The organism is Geitlerinema sp. PCC 7407, from assembly GCF_000317045.1.
GTDB lineage: Bacteria > Cyanobacteriota > Cyanobacteriia > PCC-7407 > PCC-7407 > PCC-7407.
Genome location: NC_019703.1, coordinates 3,938,579 through 3,963,729 on the forward strand (window position 1 = coordinate 3,938,579; position 25,151 = coordinate 3,963,729).

The window sequence follows — 25,151 nt, forward strand, 5'->3', positions numbered from 1 at the left end:
TGAGGTGCAATATGCAAGCAAAATACAGCGCTAAAAATACTGCTACAAATACGGGTTTTCGAGCTACATTCGCATCGATTTGTCGTCCTTGGGTTGCTCTGGGCGCCCCGCTAGCGGCGATCGCCACCCTAGCGATCGGCAGCAGCCTGCCCGCTGCGGCTGAAACCGCCGTCGATATTCCGGTCCAGGCCGCCGCCACCGAAATCGACAGCTCGCTCACCCGAGACTACACCTCTGCCGTCATTTATCTTCCGACGGGTCAAGATCAGCGCCTCGAAGCCCACAGTGCCGTGGTAGCTGCTGATCAGCCCGTTGAGGGAGCCGTCAGCCAAATCGTCGGAGCCTACGAAGGGCAAGACGTCGGGATTCAAAGCTATGCAGTTGATGTTGACCCCGTCGCCCACGACGCGGCCATCGATTTCAAGGTCGAAAGTCCACGAGGATCGCGCGCCCTCGAGAGCCTCAGCAGCGCCAATCAGTACGCCCTGCTCGAAGCCATTCGCGAGACTCTCTTGACTGAGCCCGTCTACGACGTAGACGAGGTTATTTTCAAAGCGAATGGACAAGAAATCGATATCTAGAATCAACATCTAGACAGCTCAAAGAAAGCTGCGCAGGTACCTGCGCAGCTTTCTTTTGTTCTGGCGTTGCCGAGATTTCCGAAAAGCCTTGCTCTAGCTACAAGGCCTGGGCCACAGAGCCTTGCATCCATTCCGTCTAGGGCTCGTCCTAGGGCTCGAGAGATCCCTCTGGGGAGTCTGGGCCGCGCCCATCAACCCCTGGGTCGGAGCATGTTAGCCGTTTGTCGATATGGTGAGGGGAGGAGACATAATTGCTTCCTCCCCTCTTGCCTCGTCATCCTTCAGCTCGGCGTTCTTATGGCTGACTTTCCTCAGAACAACAAAGAACGGTTTCTCTATCCTCTGGGGCGCTACTACGGCGAATTTACCCCGGAGCAGCTGACGTTTAACGCCAATCTCCAGGAGTTTGCTCAGCGAGTTTCGACGCTTTGTGCCCTCGAAACCAACGGCAAAATTTCAGCAGAGCAAACTTATCAAGAGATCAAGGAGCTCTGGCATCAGCTAAAGCAATCCAAAGAGAACCTGCTCGATCGGCCTCCGTCACCTGGGGACAGTACGCCGTGACCTTCTAGCCCAGATAGTCTTGAACGATCTTGACGATGCGCTCAGACGCATGACCGTCTCCAAAGGGATTGACGGCGGTGGCCATGCGCTCGTAGGCGATCGCGTCGGACAACAGCTCCTGGGCTGCCCCAAAAATGCTGTCTGGCTGCGTGCCAATCAAGCGGGCCGTGCCAGCGGTGACCGCTTCGGGGCGTTCGGTTGTTTCCCGCAGCACGAGGACGGGCTTGCCCAGGCTAGGCGCTTCTTCCTGGAGACCGCCAGAGTCAGTGAGCAGCAGATAGCAGCGCTGAATCGCTCCCACCAAGGCGGTGTAGTCCAGGGGCTCGGTCAGAAAGACGCGGGGATGACTGCCCAAAATTTGCTGGAGCGGCTCGCGCACCACGGGATTGCGGTGGAGGGGCAGCAGCAGCGCTGTATCAGGAAAGGCGTCGAGCACTCGCAAAAATCCATCGGCGATCGCCTGTAGCGGTTCTCCCCAGTTTTCGCGGCGATGGACCGTCGCCAGCATCACCCGATACGGGTCCCACGCCAGCCCCGGCACCTCACACAGCGGCTGGCGCGCTGCCACCGCCAGCAGCGCATCAATCACCGTGTTGCCGGTGTGGTGGATCTGCCCAACCACGCCGGACTGCTGAAGGTGCTCCACCGACAGCGTCGTCGGCGCAAAATGCAGCTGCGTAATTTGCGAAATCAGGCGGCGGTTGGCCTCTTCGGGATAGGGGTTATAGAGATTGTCGGTGCGCAGTCCAGCCTCGACATGGCCGACCGGAATCTTTTGGTAAAAGGCTGCTAGCGCCGCCGCAAAAGCCGTCGTAGTGTCGCCCTGGACGATCACCACCTGGGGCTGGAGCTGCTGATATAGGGTTTCGAGCCCTTGCAGGCTGCGGCAGGTAATCGAGGTCAGGGTCTGCTTGGGCTGCATGATGGCCAGGTTGTGATCGGCCTTGAGCGCAAACAGCTGCATCACTTGATCCACCATCTCTTGGTGCTGGCCCGTCAGCACCACCTGGGTCTCAAAGCTGGGTGATTGCTGAAACGCCTGAATCACGGGAGCCAGTTTGATAGCTTCGGGTCGCGTGCCCAGGGTAATACAAACACGAATAGGAGGCTGACTCATGATTGAACGAGGGAAGAGGCGATCGCTCCCATCTTATCGCCAAGCGGTTAAGGGCCAAGCAAGCATTAAAGCTACTCTTTTAAACACAAAAAAAGCCCGACGATCGCCGGGCAGCAGAGCCATTGCACAGAGCTCAATTCATCATGAGGCAGGCAAACTGAACCAAAGGTTATTTATGAAGGTCGCAGGTTAGTGGGCAAGCAGCGTATACCGACGTGTGCAGCGGATCTGCTTCACCCCGGAGCCACTTGAGCCAGCTCACTTCAGCGGGATGAATGCCGCGCAGCGTTAGCACGCCCGCAATCATCATGATCAGCAAAACATTAGCGCCAATCAGTCCGCCCGCAATCAGCAACACAGCGCTCATGGGGATAACGGCTTGCAGGACCATTGCTAGCAGCGCACCAATCGTCACCATCAAGATGACCACTGGAAAACCAATCACCAAAAAGCAAACCGTGAGCGTGAAAGACCAGAGTAGAAAACTTTTGATTGCAACGACGGAATAGGAAGAATGAAGCCCGCGACTTTCATTTAGAGCCATGCCTGTCTCTCCTTGGATGAAGTAGTAATTCAGTTTGGAAAATGCTTTTACCTTGAACCAGCAGTTTTGCTTGGTTGTGTCTCAGTATATATAAACATTCAATGAAGCTGATCAATGTTTCAACAAAATTTACAGTGCGATCGCACTTTTTGAGATTTCAGCTTGGCTGGTTCAAAGATTCTCAAGAGCTCATTAATTCGGAATCATGACGCAAGTCAATAGCACTCAAGGCTTTCAGGGTTAGGAAGCTTTCATTAAGCCTCAATTGAACCCAGAAGCGGCGATCGCACACCCTGGATGTTTCAAGTTTTGCGCTGGTTTTTTAATACTTCTTAAGGAGACTGCCTCAATCTCTCAGAAATCCTTATAGCGCGATCGGATCATTCATAAATTGGTTTATGGCGATCCCCATTGCTTTTTCATTGATTTCAGCTTAAAGATTCCTCAGGCAAGGTTTCTGGAGCGCTAGAAATCTGAAAGGTACAACCAGTCTTTATACCTACCGCTTCGCCAGCGTTCTTTGCGAAGCAATAGGCTTCAAAACATCTGAAAAATCGTGGTTTTTAGAATCAGCCAAAAGAGATTCGATTGATTTTGAAGTTAGTTTTTTTGCTTCAGACATTTGAATCGTCTGATTTCAAAAGGCAGCAATTGATACAAAGCATGGGGAGGCGTCCTGGAGTTTCTGTACACAGCGCGATCGCCTCACTCAAAGTTCTTTTTACGGTCGTAGCACTCTATACCATTTGCAGATTTCTGATTTGCACAATCTTGAGAGCTCTGTCTACGCACTCTCAAAGCCTTTAGCAGCAAGATCGGCAGAACTTGTTAGAGGTTTCTATCGCTTCAGGCGGCATTTATGCTGATTGACATTTTTTGTCTTAAACCAGGTCAACTTAAACAGGCAAAAATTTGGCCCTTTAGCATATCAGTTTTTTTGCCTGGGTGAAATATCGGGCATAGAGACTGAAGGTAGCGATCGCGAGGGCAGTCTTGGTCTAGTTCTGCTGCTTTGCAAACCTTCTCGTCAGGGAAGCACGCCCAGCCCCTAGTCGAAGCCGACCATCCTCAACAAAATTCGGCTCGGGCAGCCGCAAGCTGATACCCGCCCCTAGGTTTTGGGAATTCTGGAGACAGACCAGTCCAGCGGGGGCTCTCCAGCCGGTTTGACTGCCCTGGCTTTCAGCGATCGTTCACTTCTCTATATTTTGGTGTCTATGACTGACTCACAGCGCCCACCCATCACACCTCCTCCTAGTGTTCGCGTTCCGCCAGTGCCGCCACCACCGAGAGCGGCAGGGGTACCTACCGCAGCGAATGGCACCACCCAGCGGATGCCCGCAGCGCCACCGCCCAGCGCTCAGCCCACCATGGCCGCTCCGCCACCACCCCCCACCGGAATGCAGGGCAACGCTACGGCGACCGCGCCCGTCGCACCACCACCGGCTGCCGCTGCTGCTGCTGGCCATCGCCCAGTCGCTCCGCCCGCTGCGGGCGCTGCTCGGTCGGCCCCCACTCCCTCAGCGGGCCAGCCAACGCTCCACCAGATTGTGCGGCAGGCCTTCGACAAGGGCTTTTCGGACATTCACGCCGGGGTCGGCGAAATCCCGCGCTACCGAAACCGGGGAGAAATCGAAACGACGAACTACCCCGTCACGGACGAGGCGACCTTCTATAGCTGGCTGGGCGAAATTCTGCGGGACGATGAGATTCAGCAGTTTCGGGAGACGCTGGACTTTGACGGCGCTGCTCAGTACGAGTTCTCCCGGGTCCGGGTCAATATCTTCGATTCGCTCCACGGTCCGGCGATGGTGCTGCGACTCATTCCGGTGCGGATTTTGACGATGGAGGAGCTTAACCTGCCGCCGGTCTTCAAAGATGTCTGTCACTACCACAAGGGCCTGATCTTGGTGACGGGACCGACGGGTTCGGGTAAATCCACGACGATGGCAGCCATGATTGACTACATCAACAAGGAGATGCCCAAGAACATCATCACCATCGAGGACCCGATCGAATTTATCCATGTCAGCCGCAAGTCGCTGATCAAGCACCGGGAGGTGGGCATGCACACCCGGAAGTTCCAAAACGCGCTCAAGGCGTCTCTGCGGGAAGATCCGGACATCATCCTAATTGGTGAGATGCGGGACCGAGAGACGGTGGAAACGGCGCTCAAGGCGGCGCAAACGGGCCACTTGGTGATGGGAACCCTGCACACCAACAGCGCTGTGAAGACGATCGAGCGGATTTTGAACTTGTACAACCCGGATGAGCAGGGGCCGATGCGGGTGGCGATCGCCGAGTCTCTGGTCGCGGTGATTGCCCAGGGTCTGTGCCGCACCACCGATGGCAAGCGCGCGGCTTTCCACGACATCTTGATCAACACCGACGCTATCAAGGACTACATTCGCGAGGGCAAGTACGACGAGATTGCAGCCCTGATGCCCAAGTGCGGCTTCGACGGCATGTGCACCATGAACCAGTCGCTCTACAAGCTCTACGAAGCGGGCCGCATTACAGAAGAAACGGCACTGGAGATGTCGCCGACCCCGAATGAAATGGCGCAGTTCCTCCGAGGTCGCGTCTAGGTCAGCGCTTCTATTCCAGAAGCGTCTCCCCATATCCTCGACAAATCTGGCGCGCGATCGCGCTGGAGGGCGCTTGCCTCGCTAAGATTGTGAGGCAAGCATTGTTTTATTCAACAGTGCTTTTTCCTCCATCCAGTCTTCTCATGTTTTCGCAGCAACCTTAACGCGTTTTGCCTCTTCAGATCGCTGCGATCGCCCGCTAAGGGGCCTTTGGCGCTTCGTCTAGATCTCTTAGCTTTGCCGCACCACCAGCCGTCTCTGGCGGCTTCCCAAACTCACAGTTTTTCCCCCTCCCAATTTTTGTGTCTCTGCCTTTGATTTACAAAGGCATCGCCCTCTTCACCCCTGGTGGCGATTTGATCTACGCCATTGATCCTGAAAAGCAGGATCGGTGGCACCTGCACCTTTGTGCAGCGCTGCAGGAAATCTTGGGCTTGCCTGAACCGCCCCATTTTTTGGTCCCCTGCTACACCGCCACCGTCGATCGCTGGCGCGATCCGGCCAGCGGACAAATTCAGACTGCCGCCGACGCCTATCCCCTGGTCTTTCGCTATCAGGCGATTTTGAACGTCATTTTCCAGAGCGATCCGCTGCCCTGGAAAGTGGTCCGCGTCCCCGAAGAGCTCTGCAACCCGATGGTGCTGGCTTCCTACCGAGCGGCCTTTCCCCAGCTCTGGGAGTGCCACGACCTGATGATTTGTCTAGGTCGCAACGACAGCCGCGTGCTGTCGTCCTGGAGCGCGGCCCCTTCGGCGATCGCCCAGCCTTCCCTCAAGGCCGACGAAGCCGAGGGCTACGTGCTGCGGCTGTTTGTCTCCGGCCACGGCGCCAACACAGCGCGCACCCTGCAAAACCTCCACGAGCTCCTCGAAAAGGCCCTGCCCTATCCCTACACCCTCAAGGTCGTGGACGTCTTCAAGAACCCTGAGCAGGCCGAAGAGGACCAGATTTCGGCGACGCCGACCCTTTTGCGGGTGTGGCCCCAGCCGGTGCGGCGTCTGGTGGGCGACCTCGACAATCCCGAGCGGATTTTGCAGTTTCTGAACTTTCCCAATCAGTCCATCTTGTAAAGTCAGCAGTCTTTACCCTTAGGCCTTTTGCCCCCTCCGCCAGCTCAAGTCTGCGCCCTTAGTTCGCGATCGCCTTATGTCAAACTTCGTTGCGAAGGTAGAAGAAACGCAACAGTCCGTGATAGCTTCAAACGTGTTGATAATCGCGCAGAGTCAGGGGAGGATAAAACCTTGAACTGGGATGCTAAACAGTTTTCACACCATGCTGAACGCGAAGACTTTAGCGAGTATGTTGCGCATTTGCAGCTTCATATGGCCCTTCAAGCTCGCAACTTAGTGCCTTCGATTACGACCGCAGCGGACAGCCGCGAGAAGCTGTTGCACCAGACCCAAGCGAATTTTGAGAAGTTCGTGTCCCGTCAGCGCTCTGCAATCTAGGCGGCGGATCGCCCTTGGGCGGCTTGGCCTCCAAGAGGTGATCTGGATAGACAACTCAACCGAATTGCTCGAACTTAATCTCAATCAATTTCTCATAGAAAATTTCAAAAAGCGGGGTAAGCTCTACCCCGCTTTTTGCGTGCGATCGCCCCGCGATGAGCACATGACGCCCTCTGGGTTGGCCGCCTCCTTGACGCCTCATACATCCTGGTGGCGGACAATTCACCTAGATGGTCGTTTTGTAAAAAATTATTAAATGCTACAAAACGGTTAGGAACAATACGACTTTCCCGGCAGGCATCGCCCTGGCGTAATCATTCGGGGCTTCGGCGATCGCCCACTTCTCGATTGACCGATGGCTTAGGCATTCCTAACCCTGCCGATACATACTCTGAGCAAGCTCTGAGGGAGAAGGGTTTGAAAACATTGCGCGATCTGGCTCCTGAGCTACGGAGCAATTTACTGGTTCTTTTTCTCGCGGGTCTTTTGTTTTGGACCAGCATGGCGTCTTTGCTGCCGACGCTGCCGCTGTATGTCCAAGATGTCGGCGGCAGCAAACAGGACATCGGCATCGTGATGGGCGCTTTTGCCATCGGTCTGCTGTTTTCGCGGTCCTGGCTGGGTCGCTTGGCTGACCAGCGCAGCCGCAAGCTGGTGCTGCTGATCGGGGCTAGCTGCGCGGCGATCGCCCCCTTGGGCTACCTGGCGTTTCACAGCATTCCCCTGTTGATGGTGATTCGGGCTTTCCACGGCATCAGCATTGCGGCCTTCGGCACCGCCTTCATTGCCCTGGTCACCGACATCGCGCCCCCCAACAACCGAGGCGAGGTGATCGGCTACATGAGCCTGGTCAATCCCATTGGAGTGGCCCTAGGACCCGCCATGGGCGGATTTATGCAGGAAGAGGCAGGCTATCCGCTGCTGTTTGCGGTGGCGTCTATGGTGGCGCTGGTGAGTCTGGCCTGTACGCTCCGCGTGGGCGAGCCCACGCTCTCGGAGGCGCTCCGGAGCGATCGCAGCGCCCCCCAGGAAGAATTCTGGCAGCTCCTCAACAGCCCCCGAATTCGAGTACCCACCATCATGCTGCTGCTGGTGGGCATCGCGTTTGGCACGCTTAGCACCTTTGTTCCTCTTTTTATCCAAGAAACAGGGGTTGATTTCAACGCGGGCCTGTTCTACACAGCGGCGGCGATCGCCAGCTTCAGCATCCGAGTCCTGATCGGTCGAGCCTCCGATCGCTACGGTCGCGGCCTCTTCATCAGCATCAGCCTCATGTGCTACTCCTTGGCCATGATGATGCTCTGGTATGCCACCAGCCCCACCCTGTTCCTGCTGGCCGGCCTGATCGAAGGCGCTGGATTTGGCATGCTGATTCCCATGGTGTCCGCCATGATGGCCGATCGCTCCTTGCCTCAGGAGCGCGGACGCGTTTTTGGGCTGTGCATGGCGGGCTTTGACTTGGGCCTCGCCCTCGCAGGACCGATTTTGGGAATTTTGGCCGAGCAGGTGGGGTGGCAGTACCGAAGCCTGTTTGCCTGCGCGGCTGCCTTGGCCTTTGCCAGCCTGTTTGTCTTCGTGACTCGCGGCAACAAAAACATGTCCCACTCCCTGCGCTTTGCGACGGGTCAAGGAGCGGATTTGTACGCCTACAAGCCTGTGGAGTCGCGGTAGTCCTTTTCGAGGCCCCTGGGGTGCTGCTGGTGCAGATGCTGGGCACATTGCCTAGAGCGATCTGGAACCTCCCGACCAGCAGCCCCTGCGGAGGGCTGAGGGTTTGGGTTCTCCCAAAAATCGCTGACTGAACCGACGGACAAAATAAAAAAGGGGAAAGCAAAACGCTTTCCCCTTTTCGGTTCCGTACGGGCTAGGAGGGATTCGAACCCCCGACACCGTGGTCCGTAGCCACGTGCTCTAGTCCACTGAGCTACAAGCCCTCAACGGATTTACATAGTAACATACGAAAACTGAAAGACACAACCATTTTCGTCGAGTTTTTTGTGAATCAATCTGAAACCCAGTCCCTGAGCCATCTTGACGCTTCTGGTCAGGCTCATATGGTCGATGTTTCGGCCAAAAATGTCACGGTGCGGCGGGCGATCGCCGCGGGTCAGGTGCGGATGCAGGCCGAGACCCTGGCCGCCATCGAGGCGGGCAACGCGCCCAAGGGAGATGTCTTGGGCACAGCTCGCCTTGCTGGCATCATGGCGGCCAAGCAGACGGCGAACTTGATTCCGCTGTGCCACCCGCTGCCGATCCAGAAGGTCGAAGTGCGCATCACCCCCGACCCGGCTCTACCGGGCTACCAAATCCAAGCGGAGGTGAAGACCAAAGGGGAAACGGGGGTAGAAATGGAGGCGCTGACGGCGGTGTCGGTGGCGGCCCTCACCCTCTATGACATGGCTAAAGCCCTCGAAAAGTCGATGCAGATCGAGGGGATTCGGCTGCTGCACAAGTCGGGAGGCAAGTCAGGGGACTACCAGGGAACCTGAGCGCGCTTAGTGGGTGCGCAGGGTGGTGTACTGGCGCAGCAGGTCGCGGCTCAGGTGGACCACGCGCTCTGGGCCTTCTACCATCAGCAGGTAGCGGCCCTGGCGCAGGTGGTGACGATAGAGGCCCACGACATTGCCTTCACCGAGAAATCCAGTTAGAGCCCCGATCACGGCGCCAGCGAAACCGCCCATAATCCCCACTGCCGGAATGCCTAGCAGGAGCGTGCTGGTCAAAGCAACGCCCGTCCCCAGGTGCAAAATCAGAAGGGTCGCAAAGCTGATGGTCGAGCCGAGGGTGCCACCGGCGATCGCCGTTCGGTAGGCCTTGCGCAGGGCAATCTGCATCGGGTCAGGCAGACCAACGCTCTCGGGGCTACAGAACCCCTGGCCGACAAGGGCCAGGTGCTCCGGAGAGACGCCCTGAATTTGGAGCAGACGATACACCTGGAAAGCAGTTGCCGCATCGGGCAAAACGGCGATCGCCAGATGGTTGCGTTGGATTTGGTTGGCTCGTCGCCAAAATCGCGCAATGCTCACAGGCTTAGTCCAAAAGATTGGAGGGGAAGCGGGTGACTTTCTGCCATTCTACCGCCACACTTCTGGAGGTGCCTGCTGTCCAGATGGCCATGCAGCTTCTAGCGCGCTCTCCGGAGCCAATGCTCGGTTTTTCTCGGGTTTTTGTGCTGGAGCTACCCGGCGATCGCCGCCTCAAGAGCGACCCAGGCTGCGCTACCTTAAGAAGAAAGCAGCAAAAATGCGTGATTCTTTGGCAGGGGCGATCGCCCCGCCCACAACACGCCCTAAACTGCTTCTCGATTGACTCCATTCGAACCAATTTTGGACAAGGTGTTTTATGCCGCCCCGTTGGCCCCGCAAACCCGACCGTCGTGATCCTGCCTACCGTCGCCTCGACGACCGCATGAACTTTGCGCTGCACGTGGCGATCTTCGCCGTGAGCAACTCTGGCAGCTGGTTCTTTCGGACCCTGGAGGCCGCTGAGTGGACCTGGGTTCCCACGATGACCGGCGTGTGGGCTTTGGGGCTGCTGGCTCACGCTGTTTACATATTCGCGATCGCCGATTACTCTGGCGCGACGCCCGACGGCATCAGCGCTGCCGAGATGGAAGCCAAACTTCAGACAGACGACCCCGGCACGCCCTCCAGCTAGCCTGGTAGCAGGGCCTGCTCAGGCCCTAGCGATCGCCTCCGCGACAGTTTTTTGATTTGGCTCCGCCGCTCTGAGTCGAGTCATTGCCCACCGCAGCTTCAGAAGGGAACGTCTTCATGTCTTACAGCACGACCGAAGCCATCGAAGCTCTCGCCGCCGAAATAGGCGAGCAAATCTACATTGACATCGCCAAGTGGCATCTCTACCTCACCGATGCCCACCTGCACACGCCCCTGGCTGAGCAGTTTTATCCCATGCTGACCGAGCAGTCCCTCAGCGAGGAGAAAGTGCTGAAGGTCCTGCGGGAAACCATTATCAAGGTCGGTGGCGGTCGCCACGAGGTCTCCCTGCTGGATTTGCTGCCGATGCAGTGCCAGGTCAACCTGATCGACTTGCTGGAAGAGTATCAGCAAAAGCTCTAGCCTAAGGGGCGATCGCCCCTTAGGTGGGCTTGATCGTCCATGAACCTCTGGGCACCAGACTCAGCACTAGCCTGTCCCAAAATCCTGCTAACACAAACCCCCGAGTACTTTCCGTCTCGGGGGTTTGCTTTTTCCTTTCTGGCGCTATCTAGCGGCGAAGAAACCGCTGACGCAAGCGACTCGAAAACATTTCAACCTCCGGGATTCGCAGCTGGAGCGCAATCAGGCCAAACAGGCCCAGGCCCACCGCCCCTGCAATGCTCAAATCTACCAGCTGGATTAGCAGTCCTTCAGTCCCAATAAAGGTTTCACACAGATCCAGGACAAACCAGGCCGCAATCCCGCTCACGATGCTGCTCAGCGTCAGCGCCACCACCGGCAGCGTCCATTCCATCAGCGGCAGTCCGCCTAGGCGACGGTGCAGCAGCCACAGAAACAGCACCATCGAAATCAGGTTCACCGCCACCGTCGCCAGCACCAGGCCCGGTGCCCCAAAGGAGCGCACTAGCAAGAAGTCCAGCAGGGCATTGAGAAAAATATTCAGGATGCTGACTCGGAACGGCGTGTCGCCATCGCCCAAGGCGTAAAACACCCGCACCAAGACATCTCGGCCCAGATAGACAAACATCCCAAAGCCGTAGGCCATCAGCACCGAGGTCACCACCGCCGACGCCTCTAGGTCAAAGGCGCCGCGCTCGTACACCACCCGCACAATGGGGCGAGCCAGGGTCATCATGAGGGCGCTCAGGGGCAGCATGGCCACGGCGGTGAGCAGCAGGGCTTGGCGAATGCGCGATCGCAGCTCGTCCCAGTTTTCTGGGGCCGCCAGCTGGGAAAAGATCGGCAGGTAAGGGACCAAAATCATGTTGGACAGGATGCCCAAGGGCGTCTGGACCAGCAGGCCCGCATAGCCGAGGGCCGAAGCCGCCTGGGGGATGTAGGAGGCAAAAAATAGGTCTGTCCAGACATTGATCTGCAACATGCCCGAGGAAAAGGTGGCCGGCCCCATGATTTTGAGGACCTCTTGGACGCCGGGCTGACGCAAGTTGAAGCGCAGCCGCAGGCCGCCCATCCCCGATCGCCACTGAGCGGGCAGCTGCACCAGCCACTGCAACACCGCCCCAGCCACCGTTCCCCAGGCCAGCACCAAGCCGCCCAGCATGGCGTACTGAGACGCGCCCAAGTCCCCGCCCACCTGCAACACTAAGATCCCAAGGCCGACGATCACCGCCAGACTCGAAAAAATGGGGCTGATCGACGGGAGCCAGTACTGATCAGCGGCGCTCAGAGAGCCAAAACCGATGCCAATTAGGCCCGCGAAGATGGCCATAGGGGCCATGATCCGGAGCTGCTGAATGGCGATCGCCTTGGTTTGGACAATGGTTTGCAGCTCGGCGGCCCCCATGCCTAGCTGCTGAGCCTCCGCCGGGCTGACATTGAGACCGGGAGCCACCAGATTGATCAGCGGCTCCGCAAACACCACCAAGCCTGCGGTCACGAGCAGCAGCAGCACCCCGACGAGGGTAGTTACGGTTTCAACCAGGGGTGCGGCGTCTTTGCGATCGCGCTTGGCCAGGACGCTCACCATCGCGCTGTGAAAGGGGCCATTGATCCCGCCGAGCAAAATCAGCAGAAAGCCGGGGATGACGTAGGCGTAGTTGTAAGCGTCGAAGGCAGGCCCCACGCCAAAGGCTGCCGCGATCGCCTGCTGCCGCACCAGCCCAAACAGCTTGCTGATGAGGGTCGCGATCGCAACGATGCCAGCAATACTGGCCAGAGAGCGAGAAGTTTTCTTTACGTCAGCCACGAATGGTTAACAATGGCGAAAGTGCTTCACCTATTTAACCGCATTGCCTCCCTCTCGCTGCTCGGGTTCACCCAGGCACCGGACAGGCACACTGACCATGACAGACTTTCTCTATCCCTATCCTCCGCTCCTCGCCGGCACCCTCGTGCGCCGCTACAAGCGATTTTTTGCGGAGATTGAGCTCGCGACAGGCGAGCTGATCACAGCTCACTGTCCCAACACAGGCCCCATGACTGGCCTCTATCTGCCCGGCCATCCAGTGATGGTCTCCCGCAGCACCAACCCCAAGCGCGCCCTCGCCTATACCTGGGAAATGGTGGAAGTCTACGACAACGGCCCAACCTGGGTCGGCGTCAACACCGCCTTGCCCAATCGAGTCGTCAAGCAGGCCCTGCTGCAAAAGGCGCTGCCGACCCTGGAGGACTACCACGAGGTCCGCAGCGAAGTCGTCTACGGCCTCGACGGCAAAAGTCGGGTGGACTTTGTCCTATATCCCGACGCGACTCCAAATGGCACGGGCGACCCCCGGCCGGTGTATATCGAAGTGAAAAGTACGACCTGGGTCCAGGGGCCGCTGGCCCTCTTTCCGGATACGGTCACGACGCGCGGCCAAAAGCATCTGCGGGAGCTGAGCGCGCTGCCGCCCGAAAAGCGAGCCGTGATGCTGTACTTCATCAACCGAGGCGACTGCACTGCTTTTTCGCCGGGCGATCGCGCGGATCCGGTCTACGGGGATCTGCTGCGGGAAGCGATCGCCGCTGGGGTTGAGGTCTTGCCCTGCCGGTTTGAGGTCAGCCCCGCAGGCGTGCGCTTCCAGGGCCTAGCCGATCTAGAGCTGAGGCAGCCCGTGGGCTAGCTTTTGGGGCGATCGCCGAGGCAGATTGAAGGCGATCGCGGCCCCATTGGTCACCAGGCACACCGCCGCGAGGCCCAGCAGCACAAAGGTCGGCATGCGCACCACGCCCACCACAAACCAGCTCCACACGTGCAGCACCATGATCACGGCTGGCAGCATGGCAAGACTGGCATTCGAGATGATTTGCCAGGGCGATCGCCGGAACCACAGCAGCCCCAAGGTGATGGACGTGCCAATCAGGTTTAGGGGCACAAGGGCTGCGCAGATCGCTAGGCAGTTTTGGCGGGAGAAGTCTCCCAGACAATGAATGAAATTAAGCATAGACGAAGCACCAAACCTATTGCCATGCTAAGTCGTCGCAACACTTCCGCGATCGCAAACTCCGCAAATTATGAAAAATGTAACAATGGGAAAAAGCTAACCGTCGTGGAGACATCGCTATGAGCGACAAGAACTATTCCTGGAAAGGCAGCCCCAACGCCGGTCTAGTGCTGACGATTTTGGCCCTAGTCAGCGCGATCGCGCTTTTCGCAGCTGGCTTCAACTAGGGTTTCGAGCCTTGATTGCTGGGCGTAATTGGGCAACTGATGCCTGCAATTTTCAATCCGATCAGGCTGATTGAAGCCTTAGCAAGCAGTAACTTAATTCTTGTTCTCTAACTTTGGCGATCGCCCGTTTTCTCAACAGTTCGATCGCCAAAGTTAGAAGCGTCTTTTAGGTTTTTAGCGGCAGTTGAGCAGCTTTAGATCAACGAAACAGAAGCGTCTCATAGCTTCTCTTCAATCAACTGATTTGCAGCAGTTTGGCATCATCAAGCACGAACTGCTGGTTTTTTGTGGATGTTTTTGGCCGCTACTGGAGAAAGGCTAAAAACCATCTTTCCGGTTAGGCCGGAGATGCCGTCAAAGTTGCCAGCTTTTCGTCAAATTGAGATCGAATCGTCTCAACGCGATCGCGATTGACGCCCAAATCAGATTCACCGAGACGAGACGCCGATCGCACTTGAATGGTTTGGGATGCAGGCTCTAGATAGAACTCCACATCATCCACAAACCCCATCAGCGCGCTGGTAGATTCAGCGTAGAGATAGGGGAACTCAGCGGTCACAATGCGGGTGCGCGGCAGGGAGGCCACCACCGCCTGGAGCTGCGCGAAGGCGACCTCAGCGTCAGTGCTGTAGGTCAGGGGCGCGATCTGATGCTGGGCGTCGTCAAGCTGGCTCTGAACACAGTTAGGCGTCCCAGGACACGCGGCTAAGTGGCCTGCCTGGACTCCCAGCGTGGTCGGCGGCGTGCCCGCGAAGTGGAACAAGCTTTCGCCACGCTGAGACGCGATCGCCCCGAGCAGCGCCACACTCAAGGCGATCGCCACCAGCACTACGGGCAGCACAATTTTTAGACGGTTCAACATGGGGATAGCGTTTACATTTGTTTACGCATCCCATTATGCCGGGACTCGGCCCCGACCTTTGGTCTGCCCAGCTACCCCGCCCAGGGGCGATCGCCCTATCTGCTGGCCTAGAGGGCTTGCTTTAGGTGCGTCACGAGCTCTGCCAGCTGCGCTTTGCTAAACGCCTGCTTCAGCGCTTCTGCTGCCGCCTTGGGCTCACGCTTTACGACCAGCACCGGCACCCCATGGCCATTCATCGAGGCTAGCTGCTGGAGGCTCGGGCTCGGCATCACTTCCTGGCCCCGACCCACCGCGATAATGTCGCAGGACTGCTTCAGCTCCTTGATGATCACCGGGGCCAGGGTCCGGAAAGAGTGGCGGGGATTGCCGATGGCCGTTTGGGCGCTCTGCACCACCGCTTGCCAGGCCGGTACAGCCTGACCGATTTCTAGCAGGCGATCGCACTGGCCCACCAGCGCTTGGCGCACCGCGTCTGACGGCGTCTGCTGAAACAGGCGCAGCATCTCTCGCAGCACCTCAACCACCTGAGGCGCAAAGTCGCTCGGCGGCAGCACGCCCTCGCCGCCCGTAGGCGCCACGCCCCCAGTTAGGGTATTGAGATAGGTTTGCAGCTCCTCAAAGTTGGGCTCAGCCGCCTGCACAAGCTGGTCAGCCTCTTCCTCGCGCAGACCATAGGGATCCTGGAGCCGCTCAATCAGCTCTCGCAGCGTATCAAAGCTTTTGAGAAATAGCGATTCTAGACGCTGGTCGACCGAAACCGGATATTCTTTGAGGATTTTGAAGCTGTCTTCGAGGCGGTGGGAAGTTTTTTGGATGCTGCCAAATCCCAGCATGGCCGCTCCCCCCTTCACCGAGTGCGCCGCCCGAAACAGTTCATTCACGCGTTCAGGGTCACCCATTACAGCCTGAAGGTCTAGCAATCCCTTTTCGATGGTGTCTAGGTGCTCCTTGGCCTCTTCGATGAAGTAGCCCAAAATTTGCTGCTTTGCGGGATCCACGACGGTGTTCCTCTCACTAGATCGCATCAATCGCAGGACGGTTGCCTCACAGACGCGACGACGGACCGCCGCCTGAAAACAATGGCAAACGCTAACGGTTTTAGTGTTCCTCAAATCTTTGTAACGGGAACAGGCCGATACAAAAATCCAGGATACACAAAGGGTACCTGAACGGCTCATCACCCTTAAGGTACCCTCCCATCAAACATCAATTTAGCGCGATCGCCCTAGAGTTTGGTGCCGCACTCCGGACAGAAGTTATTGCTGGAGATGTTCTTGGCTCCGCAGTTGCTGCAATAGACCAGCTCAGCAGCGGCATCCAGCGGGTTGCGCTCTGGCAAGCCGATCATTTGAGCGTTGCTCTTGCCAGGGGCGACCATTGGGTAGCAGTTCTCGTCGCGGCGCACGCGCACATCCATCAAGACAGGGCCGTCGTGGGTGAGCATTTCGGCGATCGCTCCGGTCAAGTCCGCCGGATCCTCAACGATCAGGCCCTTGATCCCGTAGGCCTGCGCCAGCACCACAAAGTCCGGCATCCCCACTTCCATGTTGGAAGACGAGTAGCGCTCGCCGTGGAACGCCTGCTGCCACTGACGCACCATGCCCTGCCAGCCATTGTTCACGATGACCGTCTTCACATTGATGCCGTACTGGGCCAGGGTTCCCAGCTCCTGCAAGTTCATCTGGAAGCTGGAATCGCCGCTCACACAGATCACCTGTTCCTCTGGGCAGGCCACCTTCGCGCCCATGGCTGCCGGCAAACCAAAGCCCATAGTGCCCAGGCCAGCGCTGGAGATCCAGCGGCGGGGACCATTCTTGAGGAACTGGGCCGACCACATCTGGTGCTGACCCACATCCGTCGTGAAGAAAGCATTGGGGGCTTGGCGGCCCAGCTCGACGATCACCTGCTGGGGCGAGAGGACGTCGGGATACTGGGGCACCTGGAGGGGGTAGTCTTGCCGCCAGCGATCGATCCGCTCAAGCCATTCGCGGGTCTGCTGGGCATTGGGCGTATCGCCGCGCTCTCGGCTGCGGCGCAGCAGCTCGGTCAGCACTTGGCGCACATCCCCCACAATCGGCACTTCGGGCGATCGGTTCTTGCCAACCTCGGCGGGGTCGATGTCGATGTGGATTACCTTCGCTCGAGCCGCAAACTCGTCGAGCTTGCCGGTTACGCGGTCATCGAAGCGCGCACCCACCGCAATCAGCAGGTCGCATTCGCTGACTGCAAAGTTTGCGTAGGCGGTCCCGTGCATGCCCAGCATGCCGAGGCCAAGCTCGTGATTTTCGTCAAAGGAGCCCTTGCCCATCAGGGTCGTGGTGACCGGAATGCGGAAGCGCTCGGCTAGCTCCCGGATTTCGTCATGGGCACTAGCAGCGATCGCCCCGCCACCGACATAGAGCAGCGGACGCGAGGCTTCTTGAATCAGGTTCAGAGCCTGGTTGACCTGGCGAGGATTGCCCTTCACCGTCGGCTTGTAGCCCGGCAGACGCACAGAGCCCGGCTCCACCGGCACATAGTCAAATTCTTCAAAACCGACATCCTTGGGGATGTCCACCAGCACCGGCCCTGGGCGGCCCGTGCTGGCAATGTGGAAGGCTTCAGCGATGATGCGAGCCATATCGCGGGGATCGCGCACCACGTAGGAGTGCTTCACGATGGGCAGGGTGATCCCGAAAATATCGGTTTCCTGGAAAGCGTCGCTGCCGATCGCGGTTCGGGGCACCTGACCCGTGATCACCACTAGGGGGATCGAGTCCATGTGGGCCGTGGCGATGCCGGTGACCAAGTTGGTCGCGCCGGGACCAGAGGTGCCAAAGCAAACGCCGACTTGGCCGGTGGCCCGTGCATAACCATCCGCAGCGTGGGCAGCTCCCTGCTCATGGCGTACCAGGATGTGCTTGATGCTTCCCTCGGCCTCTACGCGATACAGCTCATCGTAGATGGGCAGAATTGCGCCACCAGGATAACCGAAAATATGCTTGACGCCGTGACGCTTGAGGCTGTCCAAAAGAGCATAAGCCCCAGTCACACGACGAGTCGCTACACTTTGCATCAGCACGGGAGAGACCTCACGCAATCGTCGAACAGGATGGTTATTTGGATCAATTTTCCTAGATTGCTGCCTAGGAAATTGGGGACTTAGATAGAGAAGCGGGCCAGGTTTTGCGCTGACCTCTCCTCATCCCAGGGTTGCGATCCCAACCCTTTGTTGACTCAGTTTGACGCACGGGAAAGTGCCGAACTTGTTGGTTCTAAGCATTTCCCTCATCAACCCTATCAAGCATTGATGGCACTTGCTTTAAGTGCTGACGCTACATCCCGCTGTGAGATGGCAGCGGGCTTTGGTCTAAATTCTGTAATATTACAGTTTAATTCTGTTCTGGGTCTGTGTCGAGGCTTCGAGCGACTGGTTTCAGGCTTTGTTGACCTGGGCGATCGCTGGGCAGGCTCTCGAGGCGCGCAGCTGCTTGGCGGCGATCGCGATTTTTTTGGCTGACCCGGACGCCCAGGAGGGTCACGCTAGCGCTCAGTCCCCACAGCACCTCGCGCAGGCCCAGCCAGTCGGTGAGGGGACCGGCGATCGCCAAGGGCAGACTCAGGGCAATATTCACCACATTATTTTGGAAGCCCAGCACCTTACCCAGCATGTTTTTGGGAGTTTCCCGCTGAATCAGCGTCTTCATCGGCACCAAGATCAGGGACCCGCCCACGCCCAGCACCACGCTCAGGATGAGGCCCAGCCACAGCTCCTGCACCAGGGCAAATAAGCCCAGGACCCCAGCGACCAGCCAGAACCCCATCAGGGACAGCGGCCAATGGCGCAGCCGCTGTCCCTCTCGAGCCAGCAGCGCCGCCCCCAGCAACATCCCGACCCCCGTCGCCGCCAGCAAAAATCCGGCTTGGCGCGGTTCGAGGCCCACCGCCTGGGCCAGGTTGACGCCCAACACCATGAGCACCGCCAAAACGGAGTAGAGCACCGCTAGCTGCAGCACGGCTCGGCTAATCAGCGGATTTTGGTCTAGATAACGAATCCCGGTTCGGAGGTCTCGCCAGGGGTTGACGGTCAGAGGGACTTCGTCTTTGTGAGCCTCCGTGATCGGAATTTGCGCAATACAGCCTGCGGCCAGCAGATAGAGCAGGCAAATCGGAATTTCGCGGCCCCGGCCTCCCGAAAGGACTTCGGCGGCCCGCAGCAGGGGATCGCCGATGGCAAATCCCACGATCATGGCGCCCAGCATGGTGATCGCGAACAGGGCATTGGCCGTCATCAGGCGATCGGGCCGCACCAGCAGCGGCAGGGCGGCCTGCTCCGCTGGCGCGAAGAACTGGGTCGCGGTGGATACCGCAAAGGCGATCAGCAGCAGCACCCAAAACTGGCCGGGCAGCAGCGGCAGGAGCATGACCAAACCGGCCCGGACCAAGTTGCAGGTCAAGAGCATGGTGCGCTTGGTCCAGCGATCGACGAAGATGCCAGCAGAGGAGCCGAAGAGAACAGCGGGCAGGGTGAAGGCCACCATGACCAGAGAGCGCAGAGAATTGGAGAGGTCGGAGTCGCTGTAGCGCTCTAGCAGGACGATCAGCAGCACGAAAAAGACTTTGTCGGCTACTTGGGACAGGACCTGGCTGGCCCACAGGGACAAAAAGGCGCGGTTGTGCCGCAGCAGGCCAGGATGATGGGGTGGGTCGTCGGAGGGAGAGTCGGACAACATGATCGGTAAAGGGCTGAGGGTCAGCGGAACAAATCGGTCGTTGGCAATCGCCAGGAGAGCAGGCTCACCGGGGCGCCCCGGGCGATCGCCCGGGTTCGTAGCGATGCCGCAGCACCACGAGAAACTCCAGGGCGGTAGTGGGCGATCGCGTTTCGCCACCCGGCACCCTCGTGACCTGCCAACCCCGAACCTCAGCGGGCGATCGCCAAAGATCGGCGTGGGAAACCGGCGGATCGGCATAGAAATTTTCGGAACCTGTGCCCAGCAGCGCCGAGCTCCAGTGCGTAAAGTCATCATGACTCAAGCGATGGATCGGAAACGCACCTCCCAAAGGCATTCCCCAGCCATCTAGAGCCACAAAGGCCGTCACCGTTCCCCCCATCGCCTGCCAGGCCCACGCCGCGCCCAGACTGCCCACCACCCCCGCACTGTAGCTAAGCCACAGCAGCGGCTTTTGGGCATCACACCGCTGGGAAAGGGCCGCTAGAATGTGGGCACTCGAGTAGGGCAAGACCTCCGGCCCCAAACACCACAGCTGATCCTCGGGCGCTAGGCGCGATCGCAGCGCCGCGACAAACGCCTGCGTAGCGCTCAGATCCTGCACTCCCGGACACACCAACACTTGCACAGCCTTGCTCCTGCTCTCACTGGACCATGCCAGCGCCGTTTTTGCATCACCCTAGCGCAGGTTTTGCGGCCGGTCACCTTCGTCTTTGTCTGCTAGACCATTACGCAATTTCAGCCAGATTGCTGTTACCTACTTTATAAATACGTTCAGAATTATTTAAGAAGTATTGACACACACAACTTGGTCCAAATTGACGAGTTGTTTAGCAGGGGAGCCTCGGGACCATCCAGAAACGCTTGAAAGGCTCCAAATCTATTTTTTTAAAGAGCTTTTCCCCTTGTTCTTTTGTTGTGCAGGACCCTAGCGAGGTCTTGAGGTTGCCCATGAAAACGCCTCCCGTACTGTCATCCCTCTCTCCTCAGCGATCGCTCGAAACCGTCGTTGTTGGGGGGTTTGGAATCGCTTTGCTGCTGCTGGGGGTCATCGGCGGGATCTCGGAGTGGAGCGTCAGTCGACTTTTGAGGACTGCGGAGTCTCTTTCCCACCAGCATGAAGTCCTCTACGAACTGTCCACCCTGCTGTCCCAAATCAAAGACATCCAGGTCGGCCAGCGCGGCTATGTCATTACCGGTGATGAGGTCTTTTTGGAGCCCCACGATCTCGGAATCAAGCGCACCTACGAGGAACTCGAACACCTTCGCCAGCTGCTGTCTTATGACAGCGAGCACCAACAAGAGCTGATGCTGCTCCAGGCCCTGATTGATGAGCGCGTTGGATTTTCGCGCAGGGTGGTGAATGCGCGGCGCACTCAGGGCCAAAAGGCGGCTGAGGCGCTGATCGCGAGCAAACAAGGCGAACAGAATATGAATCAGATTCGCTTTTTGGTGGGGATTTTGGAGCGCAAAGCGCAGCAGACCCTGGCAGAACAGACGCGCATTGCCCAGGTGAATGCTCGCAACACTCACTGGGTTATCTGGGTTGGCAGTGGTCTGGCGTTGGCGCTGATGCCGACCGCAGGCTTGGTGGTCTATCGGGGCATCGGGCAGCGCGATCGCATTGCTGGGGCTCTCCGAGCCACTGAGGCACGGTTTCGGGCGGCGGTGGAGGCCAGTCCGGATGCGCTTTTTGTGGTCGAGACAGTTTTGGACCCAGAGGGCAAGGTTGCAGATTTTGTCTTGAGCGATCTCAATGCTAAGGCGGAGCAGATGATCGGTCGGCCGCGGGCTCAGGCCCTGGGTCAGCCGCTGCGGCGGATGCTGCCAATCTATGAGCAGGCCGAGAGCTTTGAGCAGCTTTTGCAGGCGGCGCAGCGCCAAGTCCCCCTACAAGAAGATTTCCAGGCGGCGATCGCCCCCGAGAAGGTGCGCTGGCTCCAGCATCAGGTGGTGCCGATGGAGGATGGCTTGGCCATCACCCTGCGGGACGTGAGCGATCGCAAGGCGGTCGAAGGCGTCCTCCACGACTCCAATGCCGAGCTCCAGGGCTGGGTTGCCCAGCTCGAGCAGTACAACGAAGACCTGACCCTGCTCAACCAGCTCAGCGACCTGCTGCAGGCCTGCATTACCCTCGAGGAAGCCTGCAAGGTGATTGGCCAGCTGATGCCGCTGCTGCTGCCCCAGTTTTCGGGGGGCGTGTCCCTGATCAGCAACTCCCGAAATATTGTCGAGACCGTCGCCACCTGGGGAGACGCGATCGCCAGCCAGCCCCTTTTCGGCCTCCAGGAGTGCGTTGCCCTCCGTCGCGGCCAGCCTCACCTTGTCGAGCACATTCACCAAGGGCTGATCTGCCAGCACCTCACCCATCCCCTTCCAGGAGCCTATTTCTGCATCCCCATCGTTGCCCAAGGCGATATCATCGGCGTTCTGCACTTTAGCGCCCCCACCACCGGCACCTTCAACCGCACCCAGCAGCAGCTAGCCGTCACCATCGCCCGCCAGGTCTCCCTCGCCCTCGCCAATCTGCGCCTCTATCAGAGCCTGCAGCGCCAGAGCATCCGCGACCCGCTGACCGGTCTGTTCAACCGGCGCTACCTCGAAGAGTCCCTGGAGCGAGAAGTGCGGCGCGCCGAGCGCAAACAGCAAACCCTCGGGGTCATCCTGCTGGACATCGACCATTTCAAGCGCTTCAACGACACCTTCGGCCACAAAGCGGGGGACACCGTTTTGCGAGAAGTGGGCGCTTTTTTGCAGGGGCAGATTCGCGCCACGGACATCGCCTGTCGCTATGGCGGCGAAGAATTTTTGCTGATTTTGCCCGAAGCCTCTCCAGAGGATACCCGGCAGCGCGCCGAGCAGCTGCGCGAAGGCATCAAGCATCTCAACCTCCAGCAAAATGCTGAAGCCCTCGGCGCGATCACCCTTTCTCTGGGGGTTGCGGTCTTTCCAATCCATGGCCAGAGCGGAGAGGCCGTGATCCAGGCGGCCGACACCGCCCTCTACAAAGCCAAAGCCGCCGGGCGCGATCGCGTTTTTGTCGCCGCCAGCAGCCACGCAGGTTTGTAGAACCATTGCGAAACAGCCACGCTCGAACTATCCCCCCTAAGGGGATGCTACCCTAGGGGACAAGCGGCATCTTGACGCCTTTTCCTAGCTCAACTTTTGTCCCTCGATTCGCCACACCTGCGTACCCAGAAGCTTTGCTTGGGATCGGGCCACCTCAGGAGACGGGTTGCCAACTCGGCAAATGTCTCGCAGCGATGATTTTGTGCTTCAGCCCCTCATCCTTGCGGCCCTGACTCTCAGCCCGATTGCTCCAAGCCACTCACCCAAATTCATCCAGACTGTCTTCAGTCCATTCAAGTCAATCGAGTCAAGTCTGAAAGATGCCCCACCGCTTGGGTACGACCATTGCCCAGACAGAATTAAGGAGCGAACAGTGGTAGCCACCCCCGAAAAACATCTGCACTCAGTCCCCGCCCCCGCCGCCAGCAGCGATCGCGTCGCCGTCCTGCTCATGGGCTACGGCGAGGTCGAGAGCTACGAGGACTTCGCCAACTACAACGAGCAGGCGCTCAATCTGCTAACGGCCAAATTTGCGCCGGTGCCCACCTGGATCTATCCGCCGCTGGCCCAGCTGCTAGCCATGTTTGACCTGCACGAGTGGAACCACCAGCACGGCAACTTCATTTCCCCCCACAACGCCATCTTTGAGCAGCAGCGGGCCGGAATCGAAAAGCATCTCCAGGAGCGCTGGGGCGATCGCGTTCAGGTCTTCAAAGCCTTTAACTTCTGCGCGCCCTTCCTGCCCGAGCAGGTGCTCAGCGAGATCAAAGCCCAGGGCTTCGACAAGCTGCTGATCTATCCGCTCCTGGTCGTTGACTCCATCTTCACCAGCGGCATCGCGGTGGAGCAGGTCAACGCCGCCCTCGCCAAACTCGGCGACAGCAGCGAGCACTGGGTCAAGGGTCAGCGCTACATTCCCTCTTTTTATAACGAGCCAGCTTACCTTGATCTGCTGGCCGCCATGGTCGAGGAGAAGGTCCGAGCAGACCTAGCGGTAGCTCATCTGCCTTCTCAAACCGGCATCATCTTGATGAACCATGGCTGTCCCATGAAGGCCAAAGGGTTTACGTCGGGCATCGACGAAAGTCAGGCCCTCTTCGAAAGAACCCGGGAGCGCCTGATCAACAAGTACCCGCTGATCTCCGTGGGCTGGCTCAACCACGACACGCCGCTGATCGACTGGACCCAGCCGGATGTCACCCAAGCTTCCAAAAACCTGATGGCCCTGGGGGCGACCGCGCTGGTCTTTATGCCCATTGGGTTTGCCACCGAGAACCACGAGACTCTCCTGGACGTGGACCACATTATTCACGCTCTGCGGCGCAAGCGGCCCGACGTGACCTATGTGCAGATGCCCTGCGTCAATGAGCATCCCGAGTTTGTGAAGATGGCGGCAGACTGGGCCAACCCTCAGATCGAGGCGCTCTTTGCCGAGCAGGCGCTGAGCGTCGCGCCAGGGCGGGCGGCTGAGCTGGCCGCGCACCAGGCAGTCCACCACCATCACCACGATGGTCACCACCATCACGGCCATCACCATGACGGTCACGGCCATCATCACTAGCTTTGGCTAGTTGCGATCGCGTGTTTGTGACGTACTCCTAGCGCCGATCGCTTCGGCTGTCCGGCGTGAGCTTCTCCTCTTTTTCCGAGGATGCGCGTTCTTGACCGAAGCAAAAAGCCTCCTGCTATTGAGCAGGAGGCTTTTTGCGCGGATTCAGCGAGACCCTAGGAACTCACGTTTGACTGGAAACGCTGGGCAGATTCCACCAGGCTTTGCGCAAACTGATCCAGGCGCTCGGAGAGCTTTTGGTCCAGGAGTTTGCCGTCTTCACCAAAGGCCTGCCAGGCTTGGCCGACCGCCACCTGCTCTGGGATCACCCAGGCGTGGACCCAGCGCATGATCAGGCGCAGCTCGTTGAGGGAGTTGCTGTTGGACTGGCCGCCCAAGACGCTGAGCAGACCCACGACTTTTCCAGAGAGCTGCTCGAAGCTCATTAGATCTAGGGCATTTTTCAGGACGCCGCTGACGCCGCCGTGGTACTCGGGGGTTGCCAGGATCAGGCCGTCTGCGCTGGCGACGGTCTGGCGCAGACGATCGACGTCGGGATGGTCCGGGTACTCTTGGCCGCCATGGCAAAACGGGAGGTTCATCTGCCGCAGGTCCAGCAGCTCTGCCTCCGCGCCGAGGGCAGAGACTCGCTGGAGCGATCGCTCTAGGAGTTTGTAGCTGGTGGAGTCGGGGCGGAGACTGCCGCCAATTGCAACGATTTTGACCATGGGGGCTCCTGGGTTAGCGATATTGCAGCGTTTAACATAAAGCCGAAGCAAGTCGAAGTCATTTCGACTACGATCAATGTAGCGAACGGTAAATTTGCC

At 58.5% G+C, this 25,151-nt stretch carries 24 protein-coding genes and 1 tRNA gene; 12 read left to right on the forward strand and 13 right to left on the reverse strand.

Translation table 11 applies throughout. The annotated features are described in order from the left end of the window. Positions 1-11 precede the first annotated feature (11 nt). Positions 12-581, forward strand: a complete 570-nt coding sequence (locus tag GEI7407_RS15970) for a hypothetical protein (RefSeq protein WP_015173240.1) — start codon at positions 12-14, stop codon at positions 579-581. Between the two features lie 297 nt (positions 582-878). After that, a complete protein-coding gene (locus GEI7407_RS15975) occupies positions 879-1,145 on the forward strand; it encodes a hypothetical protein (RefSeq protein WP_015173241.1) in 267 nt (88 codons plus the stop codon). 4 nt (positions 1,146-1,149) lie between these two features. Here GEI7407_RS15975 and wecB read toward each other — a convergent pair whose 3' ends face one another. From wecB to GEI7407_RS21830, 3 genes are all read right to left on the reverse strand, one after another. Beyond that, positions 1,150-2,262 carry a non-hydrolyzing UDP-N-acetylglucosamine 2-epimerase gene (gene wecB / locus GEI7407_RS15980; RefSeq protein WP_015173242.1) on the reverse strand — a complete coding sequence of 371 codons (1,113 nt, stop codon included), beginning with the start codon at positions 2,260-2,262 and terminating at the stop codon, positions 1,150-1,152. Positions 2,263-2,431: 169 nt separating this feature from the next. Continuing rightward, complete coding sequence (locus tag GEI7407_RS15985; RefSeq protein ID WP_015173243.1) at positions 2,432-2,806, reverse strand: hypothetical protein; 375 nt, start codon at positions 2,804-2,806, stop codon at positions 2,432-2,434. A 499-nt stretch (positions 2,807-3,305) separates the two neighbouring features. Continuing rightward, positions 3,306-3,428 carry a hypothetical protein gene (locus tag GEI7407_RS21830; RefSeq protein WP_255347585.1) on the reverse strand — a complete coding sequence of 41 codons (123 nt, stop codon included), beginning with the start codon at positions 3,426-3,428 and terminating at the stop codon, positions 3,306-3,308. 595 nt (positions 3,429-4,023) lie between these two features. Here GEI7407_RS21830 and GEI7407_RS15990 point away from each other — a divergent pair. The 4 genes from GEI7407_RS15990 (at position 4,024) to GEI7407_RS16005 (ending at position 8,513) form a co-directional block, all read left to right on the forward strand. Then, positions 4,024-5,394 carry a type IV pilus twitching motility protein PilT gene (locus GEI7407_RS15990; RefSeq protein ID WP_051030877.1) on the forward strand — a complete coding sequence of 457 codons (1,371 nt, stop codon included), beginning with the start codon at positions 4,024-4,026 and terminating at the stop codon, positions 5,392-5,394. A 302-nt stretch (positions 5,395-5,696) separates the two neighbouring features. After that, positions 5,697-6,464: a circadian clock KaiB family protein gene (locus GEI7407_RS15995; protein ID WP_015173245.1), complete on the forward strand. Its 768-nt coding sequence runs from the start codon at positions 5,697-5,699 to the stop codon at positions 6,462-6,464. Between the two features lie 171 nt (positions 6,465-6,635). Next, complete coding sequence (locus GEI7407_RS16000; RefSeq protein ID WP_015173246.1) at positions 6,636-6,842, forward strand: hypothetical protein; 207 nt, start codon at positions 6,636-6,638, stop codon at positions 6,840-6,842. 417 nt (positions 6,843-7,259) lie between these two features. Next, positions 7,260-8,513, forward strand: coding sequence for an MFS transporter (locus GEI7407_RS16005; RefSeq protein ID WP_015173247.1), 1,254 nt, complete (start codon positions 7,260-7,262; stop codon positions 8,511-8,513). 189 nt (positions 8,514-8,702) lie between these two features. Here GEI7407_RS16005 and GEI7407_RS16010 read toward each other — a convergent pair. Then, positions 8,703-8,776, reverse strand: a tRNA-Arg gene (locus GEI7407_RS16010). Between the two features lie 63 nt (positions 8,777-8,839). Here GEI7407_RS16010 and moaC point away from each other — a divergent pair. After that, positions 8,840-9,331: a cyclic pyranopterin monophosphate synthase MoaC gene (moaC, locus tag GEI7407_RS16015; RefSeq protein WP_015173248.1), complete on the forward strand. Its 492-nt coding sequence runs from the start codon at positions 8,840-8,842 to the stop codon at positions 9,329-9,331. 6 nt (positions 9,332-9,337) lie between these two features. Here the strand turns inward: moaC and GEI7407_RS16020 are convergent, their stop codons facing one another. Then, positions 9,338-9,868, reverse strand: a complete 531-nt coding sequence (locus tag GEI7407_RS16020) for a hypothetical protein (RefSeq protein ID WP_015173249.1) — start codon at positions 9,866-9,868, stop codon at positions 9,338-9,340. Between the two features lie 316 nt (positions 9,869-10,184). Here GEI7407_RS16020 and GEI7407_RS16025 point away from each other — a divergent pair, with 316 nt between their 5' ends. Both GEI7407_RS16025 and GEI7407_RS16030 read left to right on the forward strand, forming a co-directional pair. After that, a complete protein-coding gene (locus tag GEI7407_RS16025; RefSeq protein ID WP_015173250.1) occupies positions 10,185-10,499 on the forward strand; it encodes a 2TM domain-containing protein in 315 nt (104 codons plus the stop codon). Between the two features lie 116 nt (positions 10,500-10,615). Beyond that, positions 10,616-10,921, forward strand: a complete 306-nt coding sequence (locus GEI7407_RS16030) for a DUF3181 family protein (RefSeq protein WP_015173251.1) — start codon at positions 10,616-10,618, stop codon at positions 10,919-10,921. A 148-nt stretch (positions 10,922-11,069) separates the two neighbouring features. On the opposite strand, the gene murJ is transcribed toward GEI7407_RS16030, so the two are convergent. Then, complete coding sequence (murJ, locus tag GEI7407_RS16035; RefSeq protein WP_015173252.1) at positions 11,070-12,728, reverse strand: murein biosynthesis integral membrane protein MurJ; 1,659 nt, start codon at positions 12,726-12,728, stop codon at positions 11,070-11,072. Positions 12,729-12,825: 97 nt separating this feature from the next. On the opposite strand from murJ, the gene sfsA reads away from it, so the two are divergent. Then, positions 12,826-13,584, forward strand: a complete 759-nt coding sequence (gene sfsA / locus GEI7407_RS16040; protein WP_015173253.1) for a DNA/RNA nuclease SfsA — start codon at positions 12,826-12,828, stop codon at positions 13,582-13,584. Here the strand turns inward: sfsA and GEI7407_RS16045 are convergent. The 6 genes from GEI7407_RS16045 to GEI7407_RS16070 form a co-directional block, all read right to left on the reverse strand. Continuing rightward, positions 13,558-13,905, reverse strand: coding sequence for a hypothetical protein (locus tag GEI7407_RS16045; protein WP_015173254.1), 348 nt, complete (start codon positions 13,903-13,905; stop codon positions 13,558-13,560). The genes sfsA and GEI7407_RS16045 overlap by 27 nt on opposite strands. Before the next feature lie 564 nt (positions 13,906-14,469). Next, positions 14,470-14,994 (reverse strand): DUF1499 domain-containing protein, encoded by a 525-nt coding sequence (locus tag GEI7407_RS16050; protein WP_015173256.1) that lies wholly within the window; start codon positions 14,992-14,994, stop codon positions 14,470-14,472. 107 nt (positions 14,995-15,101) lie between these two features. Further along, the gene (locus GEI7407_RS16055; protein ID WP_015173257.1) at positions 15,102-15,992 is read right to left on the reverse strand and encodes an Hpt domain-containing protein; all 891 of its coding nucleotides are present in this window, start codon (positions 15,990-15,992) and stop codon (positions 15,102-15,104) included. Positions 15,993-16,219: 227 nt separating this feature from the next. Further along, a complete protein-coding gene (ilvB, locus tag GEI7407_RS16060) occupies positions 16,220-18,049 on the reverse strand; it encodes a biosynthetic-type acetolactate synthase large subunit (RefSeq protein ID WP_015173258.1) in 1,830 nt (609 codons plus the stop codon). Between the two features lie 316 nt (positions 18,050-18,365). Further along, complete coding sequence (locus GEI7407_RS16065; RefSeq protein ID WP_015173259.1) at positions 18,366-19,706, reverse strand: MFS transporter; 1,341 nt, start codon at positions 19,704-19,706, stop codon at positions 18,366-18,368. 64 nt (positions 19,707-19,770) lie between these two features. Continuing rightward, positions 19,771-20,334 (reverse strand): hypothetical protein, encoded by a 564-nt coding sequence (locus GEI7407_RS16070; RefSeq protein WP_015173260.1) that lies wholly within the window; start codon positions 20,332-20,334, stop codon positions 19,771-19,773. 323 nt (positions 20,335-20,657) lie between these two features. On the opposite strand from GEI7407_RS16070, the gene GEI7407_RS19715 reads away from it, so the two are divergent. Both GEI7407_RS19715 and GEI7407_RS16080 read left to right on the forward strand, forming a co-directional pair. Then, entirely contained in the window at positions 20,658-22,775 is a 2,118-nt protein-coding gene (locus GEI7407_RS19715; RefSeq protein WP_015173261.1) for a diguanylate cyclase, read from the forward strand. Positions 22,776-23,148: 373 nt separating this feature from the next. Continuing rightward, positions 23,149-24,336, forward strand: coding sequence for a ferrochelatase (locus tag GEI7407_RS16080; RefSeq protein WP_015173262.1), 1,188 nt, complete (start codon positions 23,149-23,151; stop codon positions 24,334-24,336). Between the two features lie 164 nt (positions 24,337-24,500). On the opposite strand, the gene GEI7407_RS16085 is transcribed toward GEI7407_RS16080, so the two are convergent. Beyond that, complete coding sequence (locus tag GEI7407_RS16085; RefSeq protein WP_015173263.1) at positions 24,501-25,052, reverse strand: NADPH-dependent FMN reductase; 552 nt, start codon at positions 25,050-25,052, stop codon at positions 24,501-24,503. Positions 25,053-25,151: the final 99 nt, after the last annotated feature.